The following is a 17,862-nucleotide window of genomic DNA, read 5'->3' on the forward strand; positions in this document are numbered from 1 at the left end:
CTCGCCGCGAAGGCGCCGCATTCCGCGCCGCCGCTGCCCAACGCACGGGCAGCGGCACGTCTGACCATAGCGCGGGCATATGGTTGACGCAGGCAGGGTCCCGCGGGCAACACCGGGCCGCCGCGGACCACCGCCGCGCCCTGCCGGAGCCCGAGCCGATGTCGTCCGCGAAATCCCCGCCCGTCTCCCCCCTGGCGCCCGCCACGATGCCGGATCTGCCACCCCTGCCGGGGGTGCGAATCGCCACCGCCCAGGCCGGGATCCGCTACAGCGGCCGCACCGACGTGCTCTACGTGGCCCTCGAGGCCGGGACCCGGGCGGCCGGCGTGTTCACCCGGTCGAAATGCCCCTCGGCGCCGGTGGATTGGTGCCGGGAGGCCCTGGCGGACGGCGCCGCACGGGCGCTGGTGGTCAATTCCGGCAACGCCAACGCCTTCACCGGCCGACTCGGCCGGGAGGCGGTGGCGCGCACCGTGGAGATCGCCGCGCAGGCGGCGTCCTGCGGCCCGCGCGAGGTCTACGTCGCCTCGACCGGCGTGATCGGCGAGCCGCTGCCGGCCGAGCGCTTCGAGGGTGTGCTGGCCGATTGCGCCGTCCGGGCCACGGACGGGTCCGCCGCCTGGGCCGAGGCGGCGCAGGCGATCATGACCACCGACACCTTCCCGAAGCGCGCGACCCGGACCGCCACGATCGACGGCGTGCCGGTGACGATCAACGGCATCGCCAAGGGCGCCGGCATGATCGCCCCCGACATGGCGACGATGCTGGCCTTCGTCTTCACGGACGCCGCCCTGCCCCAGGGGGTGCTCCAGCCGCTGCTGTCCGCGGGGGCGCGGACCAGCTTCAACTGCGTGACGGTGGACGGCGACACCTCCACCTCCGACACCCTGATGCTGTTCGCGACCGGCAAAGCCGGCCATGCCGGGATCTCCGACCCGGCCGACCCGCGGCTCGCCGGCTTCCGGGAGGCGCTGGAGAGCCTGCTGATCGAGCTGGCGCAGCTCGTCGCCAAGGACGGCGAGGGTGCGCGCAAATTCGTCACCGTCCGGGTCACGGGCGCCGAGGGCGATGCCTCCGCGCACCGCATCGCCCTATCGATCGCCAACTCGCCGCTGGTGAAGACCGCGGTGGCGGGCGAGGACGCCAATTGGGGCCGGGTGGTGATGGCGGTGGGCAAGGCCGGCGAGCCCGCCGACCGGGACCGGCTGGCGATCTGGTTCGGCGACGTGCGCGTGGCCGTCCAGGGTGCCCGCGACCCGGATTACAGCGAGGCCGCCGCCAGCGCCGTGATGCGCGAGGCCGAGATCGGGATCCGGGTCGATCTGGGCCTGGGCGACGGTCAGGCGCGCGTGTGGACCTGCGACCTGACCAAGGGCTACATCGAGATCAACGGGGATTACCGCTCGTGAGGGCTGTCCTATCCGGCGCCGTCCTGGTCGTCGCGCTGGCCGCCCGGGCGCACGCGGACGATGCGGACTGCACCCGCCACATCAGCGTGGTCGGCCGCGCCGCGGACGCGCGGGCCCCGGACTTCGCCGAGGTGACGGTCGGCATCGAGGCGCGCGGCGCCAATGCGGCGGCGGCCCTCGACGCGGCGTCGAAGGCGGTGGCGGGCGTCACGGCGCAGGCCCGCGCCCTCGGCGTCCCGCCGGCCGATCTCGGCACCGCCGCCGTCACCCTGCAGGCGGCGACCCGGTCGGTGACCCGGCCGGGGGGCGGCGTCACCGAGGAGCCCGACGGCTACAGGGCCGGCAACCTCGTGAGGGTCCGCCTCGCCGCCATGGACCGGCTCGGCGACCTGCTGCGCCAGGCCCTCGACGCCGGGGCGAACCGGATCGACGGCGTGAGCTTCGGCCTGCGCGATCCCGACACGGTCGAGGCCGCCCTCCAGGTCGCCGCGGCCCGGGACGCCCGCAGCCGGGCCGCGGCCCTCGCCGACGCCCTCGGCACCCGGCTCGGCCCGCTCTGCACGCTGGCGCCCGCGGGCGGCGCGCCCTACCCGCTCGCGAGCCGCGCCCTGGCGGCGCCGATGCCCGCGAAGGGGCCGCGCGTCCCGATCGAGGCCGGCACGATCCAGATGTCCTCCGAGGTCGCGGCCACCTTCGCGGTGGCGCCGTGAGCGCCCCCGGGAATGCCGCCCTGCGCCTGCTCCTGGTGGTCGCGGTGGCCCTCGTCGACGTCGACGGCCGCGTGCTGGTGAGCGAGCGCCCGGCGGGCAAGCAGCTCGCCGGATTGTGGGAATTCCCCGGCGGCAAGGTCGAGCCCGGCGAGCGGCCGGAGGCGACCCTGATCCGGGAACTGTCCGAGGAGCTCGGCATCCGGGTCGAGGAGCCGTGTCTCGCGCCCCTGACCTTCGCCAGCCACGCCTATCCGGACTTCCACCTCCTGATGCCGCTCTACGTTTGCCGACGCTGGACGGGCACGCCGCGCCCGATGGAGGGGCAGGCGCTGAAATGGGTCCGGCCGAAGGCGCTGCGCGATCTGGCGATGCCGCCCGCGGACGCGCCGCTAATCCCGTTCCTGATCGATCTGCTGGAGGTCTGAGGGCGCCCCCTCACAGGGCCAGGATCGTCTCGACCGCCTCCTGCACGTCGAGGGCCTCCGCGAAGGTGGCGAGGGCGTGGGGCTCGCCCCGCGCCATCCGGACGACGCCCGCGAGCTGGCGCCGCAGGGTGATCGGGCGCAGCCGCGCGTTGGGGATCGCGTCGGGCTCCGGCGCGAAGCGCCCGTCCGGCGCCCGGCGCTCGGCGATGGCCCAGTCCCGCAGCCGGACGGCGCCGGCATCGCCCTCCAGCGTCCAGGTGTTGTGATCGTCGGCCTCGGTGCCGCCGACCCGCCCGGTCAGGGTCACGGGGACCGCCCCCGCCGTGAGCGTCACGGCGATCGCCCGCTCGGACCGGCCGGCCTCCGGGAGGTCGACCCGGCCGCGGATCCCGCTCAGGGGGCCGAGCAGGCGGCGGGCGAGGAACAGGAAGTGCGAGACCACCTCGCGGGTGAAGCCGCCCTCCGCCCGGGCGTCGAGCCAGCGCGCCGCATCGGCCTGCCAGGGACGCGGCCAGCGGGCGAATTCCACCGCGATGGCGAGCCGCCGCGGCGTCCCGACCACGCCCGCGCCGATCCAGCGCTCGAGCGTTGCCACGCCGGGCGACGAGGCGAACGGGAAGTTGACCGCGCCGGCGCTGCCGGCTTCCGCCACGAAGGCGCGGGCCTCGGTGAGATCGATGGCGAGCGGCTTCTCGCAGAAGACGCTCCGCCCGGCCGCCAGCGCCGCCCGGGCGTGGCCGAGATGGGAGGCCGGCGGCGAGGCGACGTAGACGCAGGCGCCCGCCGCCACGACGGCGGCGGCGTCGGCGACGCGCGGCACAGCCGGGAACGCCGCCCCGATCCGGGCCAGGGCCTCCGGGGCCGGGTCCCAGATCGCCGCGACCCGGACGGGCGCGTCCGGGGCCCCATGGATGGCGCCGAGCAGGCGCTCACCCATGATCCCCGCGCCGATGATCCCCAGGGCGAGCGTGGCGTCGGTGGTCGGCATGGGGATTCCCGTGTGGCGGACGGCCGGGCGGCGCGACCCGCCGCCTTTACGGATCCGGAATGGCACGGGAAAGGCCGCCGGCTTCCTCAACCCTGGATAAAGGCCAGCCGGGCCGCCCCCGGGGACGCGGGCGGGGTCAGGCCCGGCCCCGGCGGGCGTCGAGGCTGAACGGGCCCGCGCCGAAGGCCGCCACCTGAAGCAGCCCGCCGGCCATGGCGAGGTTCTTCAGGAAGTGGAACATCTGGTTCTGGTCACTGAGGGCCGCGTGGAAGGTCACGGCGGTGGCGACCGCGAAGACGGCGAGGACGAGGGCGACGAGGCGGGTCCGGTACCCGGCGATCAGCAGCAGCCCGCCGCCGATCTCCACCAGCGTCGCCGCCCCGTAGGAGATCGGGGGCAGCGGCAGGCCGGCGGCCGCGATGGCGGCGCGCGTCGCGGCGGGGGCGGCGAGCTTGCCGGCCCCGCTCACCAGGAAGATCGCGCTCATCAGGACCCGGCCGGTGACCGGCAGCAGGGTTGCGAATGCGGGGCCGGCGGCGGCCGGTGCGGGGGAGATCGAGGCGGCCATGGGACCAGTCCGTCCTGTGCGGTGGGGGGCTAGGCGGCTCAGGCCGCTTGCGGGTGTGCGCGGTCGTGGATCCAGTCCGCCGTGAGGCCGATCTCGGCCTGCGACAGGCCGTGGCCGGCGGGCAGGACCCGGTGCTCGACGCGCGCGCCGGATGCGGCGAGCTGCGCCGCGAGGCGGCGGGCATTCTCCACCGGCACGATCGGGTCCATCGCCCCGGAGAGGATCAGGACCGGCCGGCCCGCGAGATCGGACGCGGGGGGCTCGGCGAAGGGCACCATCGGGCGGATCAGCACGGCGCCGGCCAGGGCCTCCGGCCGCAGCATCAGGAGCGCGGCCGCGATGTTGGCGCCGTTGGAGAAGCCCAGCGCCAGGGGCGCGCCGAGACCGTAGCGCGCCCGGGCCTCGGCCACGAAGGCGGCGAGGTCGCCGGTGCGGCGGCGCAGGTCCGCCTCGTCGAACACCCCCTCCGCGAGGCGCCGGAAGAAGCGCGGCATGCCGTTCTCGAGGACCGGGCCGCGCGGGGCGAGGCGCGCGGCGTCCGGCGCGACCGCCCGGCCGAGGGGCAGGAGATCGCGCTCGTCGCCGCCGGTCCCGTGGAGCAGCAGCAGCGGGCGCGCGGCCTCCGCGCCGGGCTCGAAGCAATGGACGAAACCGAGGGCGTCCCGGGTCATGGCAAGCTCCTGGCGATGCGTTGGGGGTCCCGCCCCGCGGGCGCGGGGCGGGATCGGGGTTCAGGCGACCTTGGGCAGCACCGCCTCGATGGCGGCCCGGTGCGGCTCCAGCCCGGCGGGCAGCTTCAGGGCCTGGCCCAGGGCCTCGACCGGCTCGTCGACCGCGAAGCCGGGCGCGTCCGTGGCGATCTCGAACAGCACGCCGCCGGGCTCGCGGAAGTAGATCGAGCGGAAATACTGGCGGTCGCGCTGCTCGGTGACCTGGAGGCCCCGGGCGGCGAGCGCCGCGCCCATCGCGGCCTGGGCGGCATCGTCCGCCGCCCGGAACGCGATGTGGTGGACCGAGCCGGCGCCCGGCCGGCCGGGGAGGAAGCCCCCGACGGCCCGCAGGGTCACGAAGCCGCCGATCGCGGCGCTGCCCGCGAAGCGGATCAGGTTGCCCTCGCGGCCGGCCTCGGCGAGGCCCAGCACCTCCGTGAGGATCGCGGCCGTCGGCGCGGCCGCGTCGAGGAGCAGCGTCACCCCGTGCAGGCCGCGGATCGCGTGCTCGGCCGGCACCTCGCCCGAGGCCCACCCGGCCGTGTCGTCGCCGTCGACACCCACGAGGGCGAGCAGCATGCCGTCCGGATCGCGGAAGCGCAGGGTCGGCGCGCCGAAGACCTGGACCAGCGGCTCGTGGGCGACGCCCTTCTCGATCAGGCGATGGGTCCACCAGCCGATGGAGGCCCGGGGGATCCGGAAGGCGGTCTCCTGGGCCTCCCCGACCCCGACCCGGCCGGGCGCGGCGCGCTCGACCGGGAAGAAGGTCAGGATCGTGCCGGGGCGCCCGGCCGCGTCGCCGTAATAAAGGTGGTAGGTGCCCGGATCGTCGAAGTTGACGGTCTTCTTGACCAGCCGCAGCCCGAGCACGCGGGTGTGGAAGTCGAGGTTGCGCAGGGCCGGCCCGGAGAAGGCCGTGACGTGGTGGAGGCCGGCCTGAACCATGGCGCTGTCTCCTGGCGGGCGCCGCAGGGGCGCGGCGCGTTCGCGATGACGGCACTATGCCCCTTGCCGTCTGTCCGGAAAACCGAAACGATGGAAACCCATCGTTTCCGGAATTGACCCATGCGGCTCCCCGATTTCGAGGCCTGGGCGGTGTTCGCCAAGGTGGTGGAGACCGGCTCCTTCGGCCGGGCCGCCGCGGATCTCGGCCTCTCGAAGGGCACGGTCTCCAAGGCGGTCGGCCGGCTGGAAGTCCGGATCGGGGCCCGGCTGTTCAACCGCACGTCGCGCAAGCTCGCCCTCACCGAGGCGGGGCAGGCCGCCAAGGCGAGCGCGGCGCGGATCCTGGCGGAGGGCGAGGCGGCCGAGGCGCTGGCCAGCGCGGGCGCCGCGGAGCCGCGCGGTCTGGTGCGGCTCGCCGCGCCGATGACATTCGGGGTGATGCACGTGGCGGCGCTGCTGCCGGATTTTCTCCGGGAGCACCCGGCCGTCGCGGTGGACCTGCACCTCTCCGACGCGGTCGTCGATCTCGTGGGTGGCGGGTTCGACATCGGCCTGCGCATCGCGGCGCTGCCGGATTCCTCCCTGCGCGCCCGCCGGCTCTGCGGGATCCGCCGCTCCCTGGTGGCCACGCCCGCCTATCTCGACCGGCACGGCCGCCCGCAGCATCCGGACGATCTCGCCCGCCACACCTGCCTCGGCTACGCCTACCTGCCGACCCCCGACCGCTGGCGGTTCAGGGATGCGGCCGGCACGGAGGCGGTGGTCGTGCCCGGCGGCCCCCTGCGGGCGAACAACGCCGAGGCGCTGGCGCCGGCGCTCCGGGCCGGCCTCGGCCTCGCCCTGCAGCCGGATTTCATGATCTGGGACGACCTCGAGGCCGGACGCCTGGAGCGGGTCCTGCCCGACTGGTCACCGCCCCCGATCGCCCTGCATCTGGTGACGCCCCCCGGCGACCCCCGCCCCGCGCGCGTGACCGCCCTGCTGGCGTTCCTCGGCCAGCGCCTCGCCCATGCGCCCTGGGCGGATCCGCACCATCCCGCGGAGCAGCGGGACATCCGCACCCCGGATCCAAACTGACGTCCGGCAATTCAGCACGCCCGCCTGTGGGCTCCACGCCGGCGGTGGACAGGTTTCGGATCCGGCACGCGAGCGCGCGGCACGGTGTTGTATATTAAATTCCGGTGACGCCCCCTGTGAAGAGGCCCAACGACGCGCGCGATCACGCGGAGAGACGATTCAAGAGCCGAAAGAACTGTTCGACAAAAGGGGAGTAATCTCAGAATATCGAATTCATCTCGCGATGAAACCCGACATGCGCGAGGACTAGATTTCAGGCCGCAGCGAAAAGACTCCGGCCTTTCGGGATGCTATATCTGCGTATCTACCCTCACGCCGAGGCTTCGACGTTGACAGCGGTCCCCGAACGCCATGTGCCCGAACGGCTGCAGCATAAGACGGTGTCGGCGGCCGTGGCGGATTCGCTGCGGCGGCGGATCCTGAACGGGGAGCTGCGCCCGGGTCTTCAGCTTCGTCAGGATGCCCTGGCCGAGGAGTTCGGGATCAGCCGGATCCCGATCCGGGAGGCGCTCCTGCAGCTCGAGGCGGTCAATCTGGTCAAGATCGTGCCGCATCGCGGGGCGGTAGTGGTGAGCCTCTCCCTCGCGGAGGTGGAGGACATCTTCAAGCTGCGCGCCCAGCTGGAACCGGACCTGCTGGTGCTCTCGGCGCCGCGCCTGACGGCGGAGGATTTTCAGGATCTTTACGCCCTGTCGAAGACGTACAGCGACGCCCTGAAACGGGGCGAGGTGTTCCGCTGGGGCGAACTGAACCGGCGCTTCCACTTCGACCTCCTGCGGCATGCGGGCCGCCCGCGCTCGCTGGATATCGTGTCGCGCCTGCTGCAGGATTGCGACCGTCCGACCTGCCTTCAGCTGTCGGCGACCGGGGATGTCGCCCGCGCCGAACAGGAACACACGCTGATCCTCCGCCTGTGCGAGGCGGGCAGGGTCGACGAGGCGGTGGAGGTCCTGCGGGCCCACATCGAGACCGTCGGGGTCTGCCTCGTGGCGATCTACCGGGACGGGCTGGCCCGCTCCTGAGCGCGGCCGCGCCGGCCCCGTCACGGGGGATCAGCCCTGCTTGTCGGCCCGGCCGCCGAGGCGGGTCAGCCGATCCTTCATCGCCAGCACCTTCTGGACCTTCGCGCCGAGGGTGAGGAGCTGGACCAAGCGCTCGGTGTCCAGGCGGCGCACGTCGGCGTACCAGCCGGCGAAGAGCTCGAACAGGTCGTGCATCTCGCCGAGCCGTGCCTGGGCGTGACGCTCCGCGTCGGTCCCGGCCTCCTGCATCAGCAACTCGCGCAGCAGGGTCAGTGTCGGGTCGATCTCCCGCTTCTTGCGCTCCTCGACCAGGGTGCGGACGATCTGCCAGAGATCCTCGGGGGTGGCGAAGTAGTCCCGCCTGTCCCCGGGCACGTGCTGGAGACGGACGAGGTTCCAGGCCTGCAGCTCCTTGAGGCCCATGCTGACGTTGGAGCGGGAGAGGCCGAGCCGCTCGACGATCGCGTCGGCGTTGAGCGGCCGCTCGGCCACGAACAGCAGGGCGTAGATCTGCCCCACCGTCCGGTTGATGCCCCAGCGCGAGCCCATCTCGCCGAAATGCAGCACGAAGGTCTGGACCAGGGGAGGAAGCTGCAAGGGGGCGATCCGTCGAACGGTGGGCCCCCGGGAAAGCCGGGGGTGTTGGCGGCTTATCAGCTCTTCAGCCAGAGGCGGAGGAGCGTCGCGACGCAGCCGAGGCCGACGATGCTTCCGGCCCAGATCGCCGCGAACCAGGCGAGGCGCTTCCAGAGCGGGAGCGGGGTTGCGGGGGCCATCAGTGATACCCGTGCGCGTCGACCTTGCCGCGGAACACCCAGTAGGAATACGCGGTGTAGATCAGGATGATCGGGACCAGTACCGCGGCGCCGACCAGCAGGAAGATCTGGCTGGCCGCGGGGGCGGCGGCCTGCCAGATGGTGATCCGCCCCGGCACCACGTCGGGGAAGATGCTGATCCCCAGCCCCAGGAACGACAGGGCGAATAGGCCGAGCGCGATCAGGAACGGGGCCCGCTCGCCCCCGGCCCGCAGGGTCCGCCACAGGGCGACGGCGGCGAGCGCCACGAGCAGCGGCACCTGCGCGGCGAGCAGCACGTTCGGCATCGCCAGCCAGCGCTCGAAGTAGCGGCCCTGCAGGAACGGCGTCGCGGCGCTGACGAGCGCGATGGCCGCCACCGTGGCCACGGTCAGCCGCAGGGCGAGGCGGCGCGCCTGGAGCTGGAGCAGCCCGTCCGTGCGCATCACCAGCCAGGTCGCCCCGAGCAGCGCGTAGGCCACCACGAGGCTGACGCCGACCAGCAGGCTGAACGGGGTCAGCCAGTCCCACCAGCCGCCGGCATAGGCCCGGCCCTCGACCGCGATGCCCTGGAGCAGCGCCCCCAGCGCGATCCCCTGCGCCAGGGCCGCCACCACGGAACCGCCCGTGAAGGCGATATCCCAGGCGGCCCGGTGACGGGGATCGCGCCAGCGGAACTCGAAGGCGACGCCGCGAAAGATCAGCCCGAGCAGCATCGCGATGATCGGCGCGTAGAGCGCCGGCAGGATCACCGCGTAGGCCAGCGGGAAGGCCGCGAACAGCCCCCCGCCGCCCAGCACCAGCCAGGTCTCGTTGCCGTCCCAGACCGGGGCGACCGAGTTCATCGCGGTGTCGCGCTCCGGCCCCGGACGCAGGGTCGGGAACAGGATGCCGATGCCGAGATCGAAGCCGTCCATGACGATGTAGGCGAAGACCGCGAAGGCGATCACGAACGCCCAGACCACGGTGAGATCGACGCTGTCGAGCATGGCTGCCTCACGCGGCCGGCTGGAGGTGGCGGTCGGGATCGACCGACGGGGCGGGGGTGATGCCCGCCGTCCGGATCGGCGCGCCGGGCTCGATCCCGGATTCGCCCGCATGCGGCGGCTGGGCCATCAGGCGCAGGATGTAGAGCACCCCCATGGCGAACACGGAGAAGTAGATCACCACGAAGGCGGTGAGCGAGGCGGCCACCGCCGGGGCGTGGAGCGGCGAGGCGGATTGCGCGGTCCGCAGCAGGCCGTAGACCGTGTAGGGCTGGCGCCCGACCTCGGTGGTGATCCAGCCGGCGAGCACCGCCACGAAGCCGGCGGGGCCCATGGCCACCGCGAAGCGGTGCAGCGGGCGCCACCGGTAGAGCGCCCCGCGCCAGCGGGCGAGCAGGCTGAGCGCGCCGAGGAGCAGCATCAGCAGGCCGAGCCCGACCATGATGCGGAACGACCAGAACACGATCGGCACCGGCGGCCAGTCCGTCCGGGGCAGGCTGTCGAGGCCGGCCAGCGGCGCGTCGAGGCTGTGCTTCAGCACGAGCGAGGACAGCTTCGGGATCTCCACGGCGTAGCGGACCGTGCCGGCCTCCTGGTCGGGCAGGCCGAACAGCACCAGGGGCGCCCCGTCCGGATGGCTCTGGTAATGGCCCTCCATGGCCATGACCTTGGCGGGCTGGTGCTCCAGGGTGTTGAGCCCGTGGGCGTCGCCCGCAAAAATCTGGACCGGCGCCACCAGGGCGGCCATCCACATCGCCATCGAGAACATCGTCCGGGCGGCCGGGTTGGCCCGGTCGCGCAGCAGGTGCCAGGCGCCGACCGCGCCGACCACCAGGGCGGTGGTCAGGTAGGCCGCCAGCACCATGTGCACGAGGCGGTACGGGAAGGACGGGTTGAACACGATCGCCCACCAGTCCAGCGGCACGAACTGCCCCTCGGCGTTGGTGCCGTAGCCGGCCGGCGTCTGCATCCAGGAATTCACCGACAGGATCCAGAACGCCGAGAAGAAGGTCCCGAACGCCACCATCAGCGTCGCGGCGTAGTGGAGCCGCGGCCCGACCTTGCGCATCCCGAACAGCATCACCCCGAGGAAGCCCGCCTCCAGGAAGAAGGCCGAGAGCACCTCGTAGGCCATCATCGGGCCGAGCACCGGGCCGGTCTTGTCGGAGAAAACCGACCAATTGGTGCCGAACTGGTAGGACATCACCAGGCCGGAGACGACGCCCATGGCGAACGCGATGGCGAAGATCTTAATCCAGTACTTGAACAGGTCCATGTAGACCTGCCGTCCGGTGGCGAGAAACAGGCCCTCCAGCACGGCGAGGAAGCTCGCCAGCCCGATCGAGAAGGCCGGGAACACGATGTGGAACGCCACCGTGAACCCGAATTGCATGCGGGCGAGGATCAGGGGATCGAGGTTGGCGAGCACGACGGGTCTCCCGTGCGGGATCTGCGACTCGGCTTATAGCAATTTCAGTAATTTCTGAAAAGTCGATAATGCGCCGGCCGCCGCGACGCCCATGCCGGGCAGCCCGTCCCGCAGGGCCTGGACGCGCGGGCCCGGACGCGGCAGGTTTGCGCCGAATCCCCCAGAGACCGGGACCGCGCAGGCACGGCGCCCGCCGCCGCGCCGCGATCGGCCCCGCCCGGACACCCCGAGAGTAGCCGCGCCCCATGGCCGAACCCGCAGCCGCGTCCCTCGATCCTGCCCCCTCCCTCGACCTCGCCGCCGCGCTGTCGGAGCGCATCCGCGGCATCGGCACGAGCCAGATCGGCCTTGTGGCGGATCGCGGGCGGGACGATCCGGAGGTGGTGAAGCTGTGGATCGGCGAGGGCGACCTGGCGACGCCGCCCTTCATCGTCGAGGCGGCCCACCGGGCGATGCTGGCCGGGCATACCCGCTACACCACGTCCCTCGGCCTGCCGGCCCTGCGGGCGGCGCTCGGCGCCTATCACGCCCGCCACTGGGGGGTGGAGATCCCGCCCGACCGGTTCGCCGTCACGGCCGGCGGCATGAACGCGATCATGCAGGCGGCCCAGGCGCTGCTGGAGCCGGGCGACGAGATCCTCATCCCCGCCCCCGCCTGGCCGAACCTCGCCGAGGCGGTCCGCATCACCGGCGGGGTGCCGGTGCCAGTGCCCTACCGGATCGGGCCGGACGGGCGCTTCTCGCTGCCGCTCGCCGATATCGCGGCGGCGCTGACGCCGCGCACCCGGGTGATCATGATCAACTCGCCCTCGAACCCCACCGGCTGGACCATGCCGCTCGCCGAGATGACGGCTTTGCGCGACCTCGCCCGGGCGCGCGGCCTGTGGATCCTGTCGGACGAGGTCTACGCGCATTTCACCTACGGCAACCGGATCGCCCCGTCCTTCCTGCAGATCTGCACCGAGGACGACCGGCTGATCGTGACCAACACCTTCTCGAAGAACTGGGCGATGACCGGTTGGCGGGCCGGCTGGCTGATCTTTCCCCGCGGCCTGGCGCCGACCTTCGCCAAGCTCGGGCAATACAGCACGACCTCGATCCCGACCTTCGTCCAGCACGCCTGCATCGCGGCCTTGGACGAGGGCGACGGCTTCATCCGCACCATGGTCGACCGCTGCGCCGAGGCCCGGGCGATCCTGGTGGAGGGTCTCTCCCGGCTGCCGGGCGTGACGGTCGCCCCGCCGGACGGCGCCTTCTACCTCATGGCCCGGATCGCCGGCGGCGAGCCGAGCCTCGCGCTTGCGTTCCGCCTGCTGCGGGAGGCGAAGGTCGGGGTGGCGCCCGGCACCGCCTTCGGGCCGGAGGGCGAGGGCCTGGTGCGGATCTGCTTCGCCATCAGCCCGGGGCTGGCGCGGGAGGCGGTGGCGCGGCTGTCGGGGGTGTTGGGCCGGAGTTCGGCGGGGGCCTCACACTGATCGCGGCAACCGGCACTTCAGCTCCGATGCTCAAGCGGGAATCCCCCCGCCCCGCTCGCGAGCGACCGGATCCGGGATCGAGATCCGGATTTTCGCTGCTGAGAAGTAAGGCTTCGCCAGCGACGGCGCGCGCCCTCCCCCTCTGTGGGCTAGCGGCTTCACACGTCTCAGTCTGACACCGACACTCTGGAAAAAAGGGCGCTTTTCCCCTCCCCCTTGCGGGGAGGGGTTAGGGGTGGGGGTGGCTCAGAAGGCACCGCCGAACTCAATCCTGCACCACCCCCACCTCCAACGCCTCCCCGCAAGCTCGAGCGATCCCGGGCAAGCCCGGAATCGCCAGGGGAGGAGAGACTGTCGCAGGCTCACAGTGGACGGAAAGAGCGCGGGGTTCAGACAGTCCCCTCCGTCGATCAACCTCACCGCCCCCAGCGCAGCACCAGCGCATCGTTGCGCCGCGCCAGTTCGATCAGGCCGGCCCGGGTCGCCGGGTGCAGCGGCTGGAGCGGCAGGCGGGCGGTCTCGTGGGCGATCACGCCGCCCTCGGCCATCAGCGCCTTGCAGGCGAGCAGCCCGCATTGCCGGTTCTCGTAGTTGATCAGCGGCAGCCAGCGCGCGTAGGCGTCCAGGGCGTCGGTCCGGCGCCCCGCCGTGTAGGCGTCGGTGATCTGGCGGATGCCGTCCGGGTAGGCGCCGCCGGTCATCGCCCCGGTGGCGCCGGCATCGAGGTCGGCCATCAGGGTGATCGCCTCCTCGCCGTCCCAGGGGCCGACCACGGCGTCGCCGCCGAGCGCGATCAGCTCGCGCAGCTTGGCCGCGGCGCCCGCGGTCTCGATCTTGAAATAGGCGACGTTCGCGATCTCCCGGGCCATCCGCGCCAGGAACGCGGCCGGGAGCGGCGTGCCGGCCACCGGCGCGTCCTGGATCATGATCGGGATCGAGATCGCGTCCGAGACCCCGCGGAAGAAGTCGTAGACGCCGAGGTCCGGCACCCGGATCGTGGCCCCGTGATAGGGCGGCATGACCATCACCATGGCGGCCCCGGCTGCCTCAGCCCGGCGGGAGCGCTCGACACAGACCTGCGTGGCGAAGTGCGTGGTCGTCACGATCACCGGCACCCGGCCGGCCACATGGTCGAGCACCGCGTCCATCACGGTCTCGCGCTCGGCGTCGGTGAGGACGAACTGCTCGGAAAAATTCGCCAGGATGCAGATCCCGTGGCTGCCGGCGTCGATCATGAAGTCGATCGCCCGGCGCTGCCCGTCGAGGTCGAGGGCGCCCGCCGCGTCGAACACCGTGGGGGCGACCGGGAAGACACCCCGGTAGATCTGGGCCGTCGAGCTCATGCGCGATCCTCCGCCGAGGCGGGCAACGCGCCCCGGTCCGTCACAGACAATGCCGTTCCGCGCCGGCCAGGGGACAGGGACGCGTCCCCGGATCGGCGCCACGCCGGCACTGTGCCGAAGGATCATCCAAGATCAACAGCCGCTCCGGCGCCGGCTCGACAAAAGCCGCGCTGTGTTTGCGCCGAGCCTGGGCAGCCGCCGCAAGCCTTGATCCGCGGGGATCATCAAAGATCGCGGGGAAAAATCTTATCCCCGCCCGTGAACTGGACTGTTTGATCAACGCCTGATCATCGACCCCGTCCCCCCCAGGGTCGAGAAGCGGAACTGCGCCTCGGGAAACACCAGCCGGTCAAGGATTTGCACCGGGCGTGGATCCGGATCCGCCCACGGCACAGCGGGATGCCGGGCCGCCGCCAGGACCGGGAGGCCGGATCCGCGGGCAACCCGCGGCGCGTTGGAAAACCCTGCGCCCGGCCGATACCCCGGGCGCGGCGCCGGACGGGGTGGCCTTCCTCGAAGCGGGCGCGATCGTGGCGCAGGGACCGCCCGCCGCCCCGTTCGGCCGGCCGACCCGCGCGCCCGGCGCTTCGTCCGGACGCTGCGGGGCGAGGCCGCGGACCCGCGCCGCTGAGACGTCGGGACAGACGGCTACGGAAAAGCCGGCCCCACCGTCATGCGCGCCGGATCGCGCCGCTCCCAGGCCGCGGAACGTGGTGCCAGAGTCCCGGCCAGGCCAAACGTCGCGCGAATCCGGGGGGGCTCCAGAGGGGGAGGACGCGCGGGTGGCCGCCAGGTGAAGCCGAGAGGCAGGCGGCCTCACTCGGCCGCCACCCGCGCCGGCTCGGGCCGCGCCTCCGCCCGCTCGCCCTCCGCGACAGCCCCGCGGCGGAAGACCCGCATCACCACGACGAAGAACACCGGCACGAAGAACACCGCCAGCACGGTCGCGGTGATCATGCCGCCCATCACGCCGGTGCCGATCGCCTGCTGGCTCTTCGAGGCGGCGCCGGTGGCGATGGCCAGCGGCACCACGCCGAAGATGAAGGCGAGCGAGGTCATCACGATCGGCCGGAACCGGAGGGTCGCCGCCTCGATCGCCGCCCGCACCACGGAGGTCCCGGGCTTCCAGAGGTCGCGTGCGAACTCGACGATCAGGATCGCGTTCTTGGCCGAGAGGCCGATGATCGTGATCAGCCCGATCTTGAAGTAGACGTCGTTGGGCATGCCGCGTAAGGACACCGCCGCCACCGCGCCGATCACGCCGAGCGGGATCACCAGCAGCACCGAGACCGGGATCGCCCAGCTCTCGTAGAGCGCGGCGAGGCACAGGAACACGATCAGCACCGACAGCGCCAGCAGCAGGCTCGCCTGGCTGCCCGCCTGCTTCTCCTGGTAGGATTGCCCGGTCCAGGCGTAGCCGAACCCCTTGGGCAATTGGAGCATCAGCCGCTCCATCTTGGTGATCGCGTCGCCCGACGTGTAGCCGGGGTTCGGCTCACCGGTGAAGCGCACCGACTGATAGCCGTTGAAGCCGACGATCTGGCTCGGCCCCATGCCCCATTTCAGCTCCGCGAAGGACGACATCGGCACCATCGTTCCGCCAGCGTTCTTCACCGCGTAGTTGAGGATGTCGGACGCGTTCATGCGCTGGAGTTGCTCGGCCTGGACGTAGACCCGCTGCATCTTGCCCCGGTTGGGGAAGTCGTTGGGGTAGACCGAGCCGAGGTTGAGCTGGATCGTGGCGTTGATGTCCTCGAACTTCACGCCGAGCGCCGCCGCCTTCTCGCGGTCGATCACCAGCTCCGCCTGCGGGGTCGGGGGCAGGCCCTCGATCTTGACCTTCTGGAGGACCGGGCTCGCCTGCGCGAGCTTCAGGAGCTGCGCCTGGGCCGAGAGCAGGGATGCGTAGCCGCGGTTGGCCCGGTCCTGGAGGCGGAACGAGAAGCCCGCGGCGTTGCCGAGGTTGTCCACCGGCGGCGGCTCCTGGGCGTCCACGGTGGCGTCGCGGTAGCTGGCGAGCGCCGCGTTGGTGCCGGCGACCAGGGCGGCGGCCGTGTTCTTCGCGTCGCGCTCGCCCCAGGGCTTGAGGGTGACGAAGGCCTGGCTGGTGCTCGGCGCCTGGCCGGAGAACGAGAAGCCGTTGAGCATCGTCACGGTGGCGACGCCGGGCTGCGCCAGCAGGTGCTCCTCGACCCGGCGGTTGGCCTCCTGGGTGCGGTTGTAGGAGGCCCCCGGCGGCGCCTGGATGTCCACCGTGAAGAAGCCCTGGTCCTCCACCGGCAGGAAGCCCTCGGGCAGGTTGACGAAGGCGTAGGCGGTGCCCGCCACCAGGGCGAGGTAGACCAGCATCACCCGGCCGGATTTCCGGATGAACGCCTGGGTGCCGCGGCCGTAGCGAGCGGTCTCCCGGTCGACGAAGCGGTTGAACAGCCCGAACACGCCGCCCTTCGCGTGGCCGTGGCCCCGGGCCACCGGCTTCAGGAAGGTCGCGCAGAGGGCCGGCGTCAGCGACAGGGCGAGCAGCGCCGAGAACGCGATGGAGGTCACCATGGCGATCGAGAACTGCCGGTAGATGATGCCCACCGAGCCCGGGAAGAACGCCATCGGGATGAACACGGCCATCAGCACCAGGGTGATGCCGATGATCGCCCCGGTGATCTGCTCCATGGCCTTCTTGGTGGCCTCCTTGGGGGGCAGCCCCTCCGCGTTCATGATCCGCTCGACGTTCTCCACCACCACGATGGCGTCGTCGACCAGGATGCCGATGGCCAGCACCATGCCGAACATGGTCAGCACGTTCACCGAGAAGCCCGCGATCCACATCACCGTGACCGTGCCCATCAGGGCGATCGGCACCACGATGGTGGGGATCAGGGTGTAGCGGATGTTCTGCAGGAACAGGAACATCACCAGGAAGACCAGCACCACCGCCTCGACCAGGGTGTGCAGCACCTTCTCGATGGAGGCCTCCACCGCCGGGGTGATGTCGTAGGGGATGTCCCACTTCAGGTCCGGCGGGAAGAACTGGGACAGCTCGACCATCTTGGCGCGGATCGCCTTGGCGGTCTCCAGGGCGTTGCCGTCGGGGGCGAGCGTCACCGAGATGCCGGCGGCCGGGCCGCCGTTCAGCCGCGTCGAGAACTGGTAGGCGTCGCCGCCGAGCTCGATCCGGGCGACGTCGCGCAGGCGCACGTTGGAGCCGTCGGGATTGGCCCGCAGCACAACGGCGCCGAACTCCTCGATCGTGCCGAGCTGGCCCTTCACGATGATCGGCACGGTCACGGCCTGCTTGATCGGGCTCGGCTGCGCGCCGACCGAGCCGGAGGCGACCTGGACGTTCTGGTTGCGGATCGCGTCGGTCACGTCCGAGGCGCTGAGCGAGAGGCCGCGCAGCTTGTCGGGATCGACCCAGACCCGCAGCGAGCGCTCGGTGGAGTAGAGCGTCGCGCGCCCGACCCCGGGGATGCGCCGGATCTCGTTGATGATCGTGCGATTCATGAAATCGCCGAGCCCGATCTCGTCCATCGACCCGTCCGTGGAGACGAGGGTGATGATGTTGAGCGTCGCGGCCGAGGCCTCCTCGACCAGGATGCCCTGCTGGCGCACCTCCGCGGGCAGGCGCGCCTCCACGCGCTTCAGGCGGTTCTGCACCTCGACGGAGGCCAGCGCCGGATCGGTGCCGGGCTGGAAGGTCGCGGTGATGTTGACCGAGCCGAACGAGTCGGTGGTCGACTCGAAGTTCATGATGTTGGCCGCGCCGTTCAGCTCGTCCTCGATCAGCCGGGTCGTGCCAATGTAGAGGCTCTCCACCGAGGCCCCGGGATAGGCCGTCGACAGGGCGATGGAGGGCGGGGCGATCACCGGATACTGCGCCACCGGCAGGTTCGGGATGGCCAGCGCCCCGCCGAGGCAGATGAACAGGGCCACCACCCAGGCGAAGACCGGGCGGTCGATGAAGAAGCGTGCCATGATCGGGTTCTT

General features: G+C 72.1%; 16 protein-coding genes. 6 read left to right on the top strand and 10 right to left on the bottom strand.

The genetic code is table 11. The features are described from left to right. Positions 1 to 158: 158 nt before the first annotated feature. Genes argJ through MKK69_RS03225 form a run of 3 tightly spaced genes read left to right on the top strand, consistent with a single transcriptional unit; the run spans position 159 to position 2,544 of the window. Positions 159 to 1,409, top strand: coding sequence for a bifunctional glutamate N-acetyltransferase/amino-acid acetyltransferase ArgJ (gene argJ, locus MKK69_RS03215; RefSeq protein ID WP_243965403.1), 1,251 nt, complete (start codon positions 159 to 161; stop codon positions 1,407 to 1,409). Then, complete coding sequence (locus tag MKK69_RS03220; RefSeq protein WP_243965405.1) at positions 1,406 to 2,119, top strand: SIMPL domain-containing protein; 714 nt, start codon at positions 1,406 to 1,408, stop codon at positions 2,117 to 2,119. Before argJ ends, MKK69_RS03220 begins: the two co-directional genes overlap by 4 nt. Then, on the top strand, positions 2,116 to 2,544 hold the full coding sequence (locus MKK69_RS03225) for a (deoxy)nucleoside triphosphate pyrophosphohydrolase (protein WP_243965407.1): 429 nt from the start codon (positions 2,116 to 2,118) through the stop codon (positions 2,542 to 2,544). Before MKK69_RS03220 ends, MKK69_RS03225 begins: the two co-directional genes overlap by 4 nt. A gap of 10 nt (positions 2,545 to 2,554) precedes the next feature. Here the strand turns inward: MKK69_RS03225 and MKK69_RS03230 are convergent, their stop codons facing one another. From MKK69_RS03230 to MKK69_RS03245, 4 genes are all read right to left on the bottom strand, one after another. Further along, a complete protein-coding gene (locus tag MKK69_RS03230) occupies positions 2,555 to 3,532 on the bottom strand; it encodes a Gfo/Idh/MocA family protein (RefSeq protein WP_243965409.1) in 978 nt (325 codons plus the stop codon). 136 nt (positions 3,533 to 3,668) lie between these two features. Next, the gene (locus MKK69_RS03235; protein ID WP_243965410.1) at positions 3,669 to 4,100 is read right to left on the bottom strand and encodes a DoxX family protein; all 432 of its coding nucleotides are present in this window, start codon (positions 4,098 to 4,100) and stop codon (positions 3,669 to 3,671) included. 38 nt (positions 4,101 to 4,138) lie between these two features. After that, on the bottom strand, positions 4,139 to 4,771 hold the full coding sequence (locus MKK69_RS03240; protein ID WP_243965411.1) for an alpha/beta hydrolase: 633 nt from the start codon (positions 4,769 to 4,771) through the stop codon (positions 4,139 to 4,141). A 60-nt stretch (positions 4,772 to 4,831) separates the two neighbouring features. Beyond that, positions 4,832 to 5,755 carry a VOC family protein gene (locus MKK69_RS03245; RefSeq protein WP_243965414.1) on the bottom strand — a complete coding sequence of 308 codons (924 nt, stop codon included), beginning with the start codon at positions 5,753 to 5,755 and terminating at the stop codon, positions 4,832 to 4,834. Positions 5,756 to 5,875: 120 nt separating this feature from the next. Here MKK69_RS03245 and MKK69_RS03250 point away from each other — a divergent pair, with 120 nt between their 5' ends. Beyond that, complete coding sequence (locus MKK69_RS03250; RefSeq protein ID WP_243965416.1) at positions 5,876 to 6,832, top strand: LysR family transcriptional regulator; 957 nt, start codon at positions 5,876 to 5,878, stop codon at positions 6,830 to 6,832. A 353-nt stretch (positions 6,833 to 7,185) separates the two neighbouring features. Then, positions 7,186 to 7,854, top strand: a complete 669-nt coding sequence (locus tag MKK69_RS03255; protein ID WP_243965417.1) for a GntR family transcriptional regulator — start codon at positions 7,186 to 7,188, stop codon at positions 7,852 to 7,854. A gap of 30 nt (positions 7,855 to 7,884) precedes the next feature. On the opposite strand, the gene MKK69_RS03260 is transcribed toward MKK69_RS03255, so the two are convergent. From MKK69_RS03260 to MKK69_RS03275, 4 genes are read right to left on the bottom strand one after another with little or no spacing between them, the layout of a single operon-like run. Continuing rightward, positions 7,885 to 8,451, bottom strand: coding sequence for a GbsR/MarR family transcriptional regulator (locus MKK69_RS03260; protein ID WP_243965418.1), 567 nt, complete (start codon positions 8,449 to 8,451; stop codon positions 7,885 to 7,887). A gap of 56 nt (positions 8,452 to 8,507) precedes the next feature. After that, positions 8,508 to 8,630 carry a DUF2474 family protein gene (locus MKK69_RS03265; RefSeq protein WP_243965419.1) on the bottom strand — a complete coding sequence of 41 codons (123 nt, stop codon included), beginning with the start codon at positions 8,628 to 8,630 and terminating at the stop codon, positions 8,508 to 8,510. Then, the gene (cydB, locus tag MKK69_RS03270) at positions 8,630 to 9,637 is read right to left on the bottom strand and encodes a cytochrome d ubiquinol oxidase subunit II (protein ID WP_243965421.1); all 1,008 of its coding nucleotides are present in this window, start codon (positions 9,635 to 9,637) and stop codon (positions 8,630 to 8,632) included. Before cydB ends, MKK69_RS03265 begins: the two co-directional genes overlap by 1 nt. A 7-nt stretch (positions 9,638 to 9,644) precedes the next feature. Next, on the bottom strand, positions 9,645 to 11,063 hold the full coding sequence (locus MKK69_RS03275; RefSeq protein WP_243965422.1) for a cytochrome ubiquinol oxidase subunit I: 1,419 nt from the start codon (positions 11,061 to 11,063) through the stop codon (positions 9,645 to 9,647). Between the two features lie 245 nt (positions 11,064 to 11,308). Between MKK69_RS03275 and MKK69_RS03280 the strand changes: the two genes are divergently transcribed. Further along, complete coding sequence (locus MKK69_RS03280; protein ID WP_243965423.1) at positions 11,309 to 12,538, top strand: pyridoxal phosphate-dependent aminotransferase; 1,230 nt, start codon at positions 11,309 to 11,311, stop codon at positions 12,536 to 12,538. A 416-nt stretch (positions 12,539 to 12,954) separates the two neighbouring features. On the opposite strand, the gene MKK69_RS03285 is transcribed toward MKK69_RS03280, so the two are convergent. Beyond that, complete coding sequence (locus MKK69_RS03285; protein ID WP_243965424.1) at positions 12,955 to 13,881, bottom strand: dihydrodipicolinate synthase family protein; 927 nt, start codon at positions 13,879 to 13,881, stop codon at positions 12,955 to 12,957. An 816-nt stretch (positions 13,882 to 14,697) separates the two neighbouring features. Beyond that, positions 14,698 to 17,850: a multidrug efflux RND transporter permease subunit gene (locus MKK69_RS03290; protein WP_243965426.1), complete on the bottom strand. Its 3,153-nt coding sequence runs from the start codon at positions 17,848 to 17,850 to the stop codon at positions 14,698 to 14,700. Positions 17,851 to 17,862: the final 12 nt, after the last annotated feature.

This window comes from Methylobacterium sp. J-026 (genome assembly GCF_022829585.1).
Taxonomy (GTDB): domain Bacteria; phylum Pseudomonadota; class Alphaproteobacteria; order Rhizobiales; family Beijerinckiaceae; genus Methylobacterium.

Bases quoted from the DNA above. Each gene is read 5' to 3' on its own strand.
- argJ (WP_243965403.1), top strand. From the start codon at position 159: ATGTCGTCCGCGAAATCCCCGCCCGTCTCCCCCCTGGCGCCCGCCACG.
- MKK69_RS03230 (WP_243965409.1), bottom strand. From the start codon at position 3,532: ATGCCGACCACCGACGCCACGCTCGCCCTGGGGATCATCGGCGCGGGG.
- MKK69_RS03235 (WP_243965410.1), bottom strand. From the start codon at position 4,100: ATGGCCGCCTCGATCTCCCCCGCACCGGCCGCCGCCGGCCCCGCATTC.
- MKK69_RS03240 (WP_243965411.1), bottom strand. From the start codon at position 4,771: ATGACCCGGGACGCCCTCGGTTTCGTCCATTGCTTCGAGCCCGGCGCG.
- MKK69_RS03245 (WP_243965414.1), bottom strand. From the start codon at position 5,755: ATGGTTCAGGCCGGCCTCCACCACGTCACGGCCTTCTCCGGGCCGGCC.
- MKK69_RS03250 (WP_243965416.1), top strand. From the start codon at position 5,876: ATGCGGCTCCCCGATTTCGAGGCCTGGGCGGTGTTCGCCAAGGTGGTG.
- MKK69_RS03265 (WP_243965419.1), bottom strand. From the start codon at position 8,630: ATGGCCCCCGCAACCCCGCTCCCGCTCTGGAAGCGCCTCGCCTGGTTC.
- cydB (WP_243965421.1), bottom strand. From the start codon at position 9,637: ATGCTCGACAGCGTCGATCTCACCGTGGTCTGGGCGTTCGTGATCGCC.
- MKK69_RS03280 (WP_243965423.1), top strand. From the start codon at position 11,309: ATGGCCGAACCCGCAGCCGCGTCCCTCGATCCTGCCCCCTCCCTCGAC.
- MKK69_RS03285 (WP_243965424.1), bottom strand. From the start codon at position 13,881: ATGAGCTCGACGGCCCAGATCTACCGGGGTGTCTTCCCGGTCGCCCCC.
- MKK69_RS03290 (WP_243965426.1), bottom strand. From the start codon at position 17,850: ATGGCACGCTTCTTCATCGACCGCCCGGTCTTCGCCTGGGTGGTGGCC.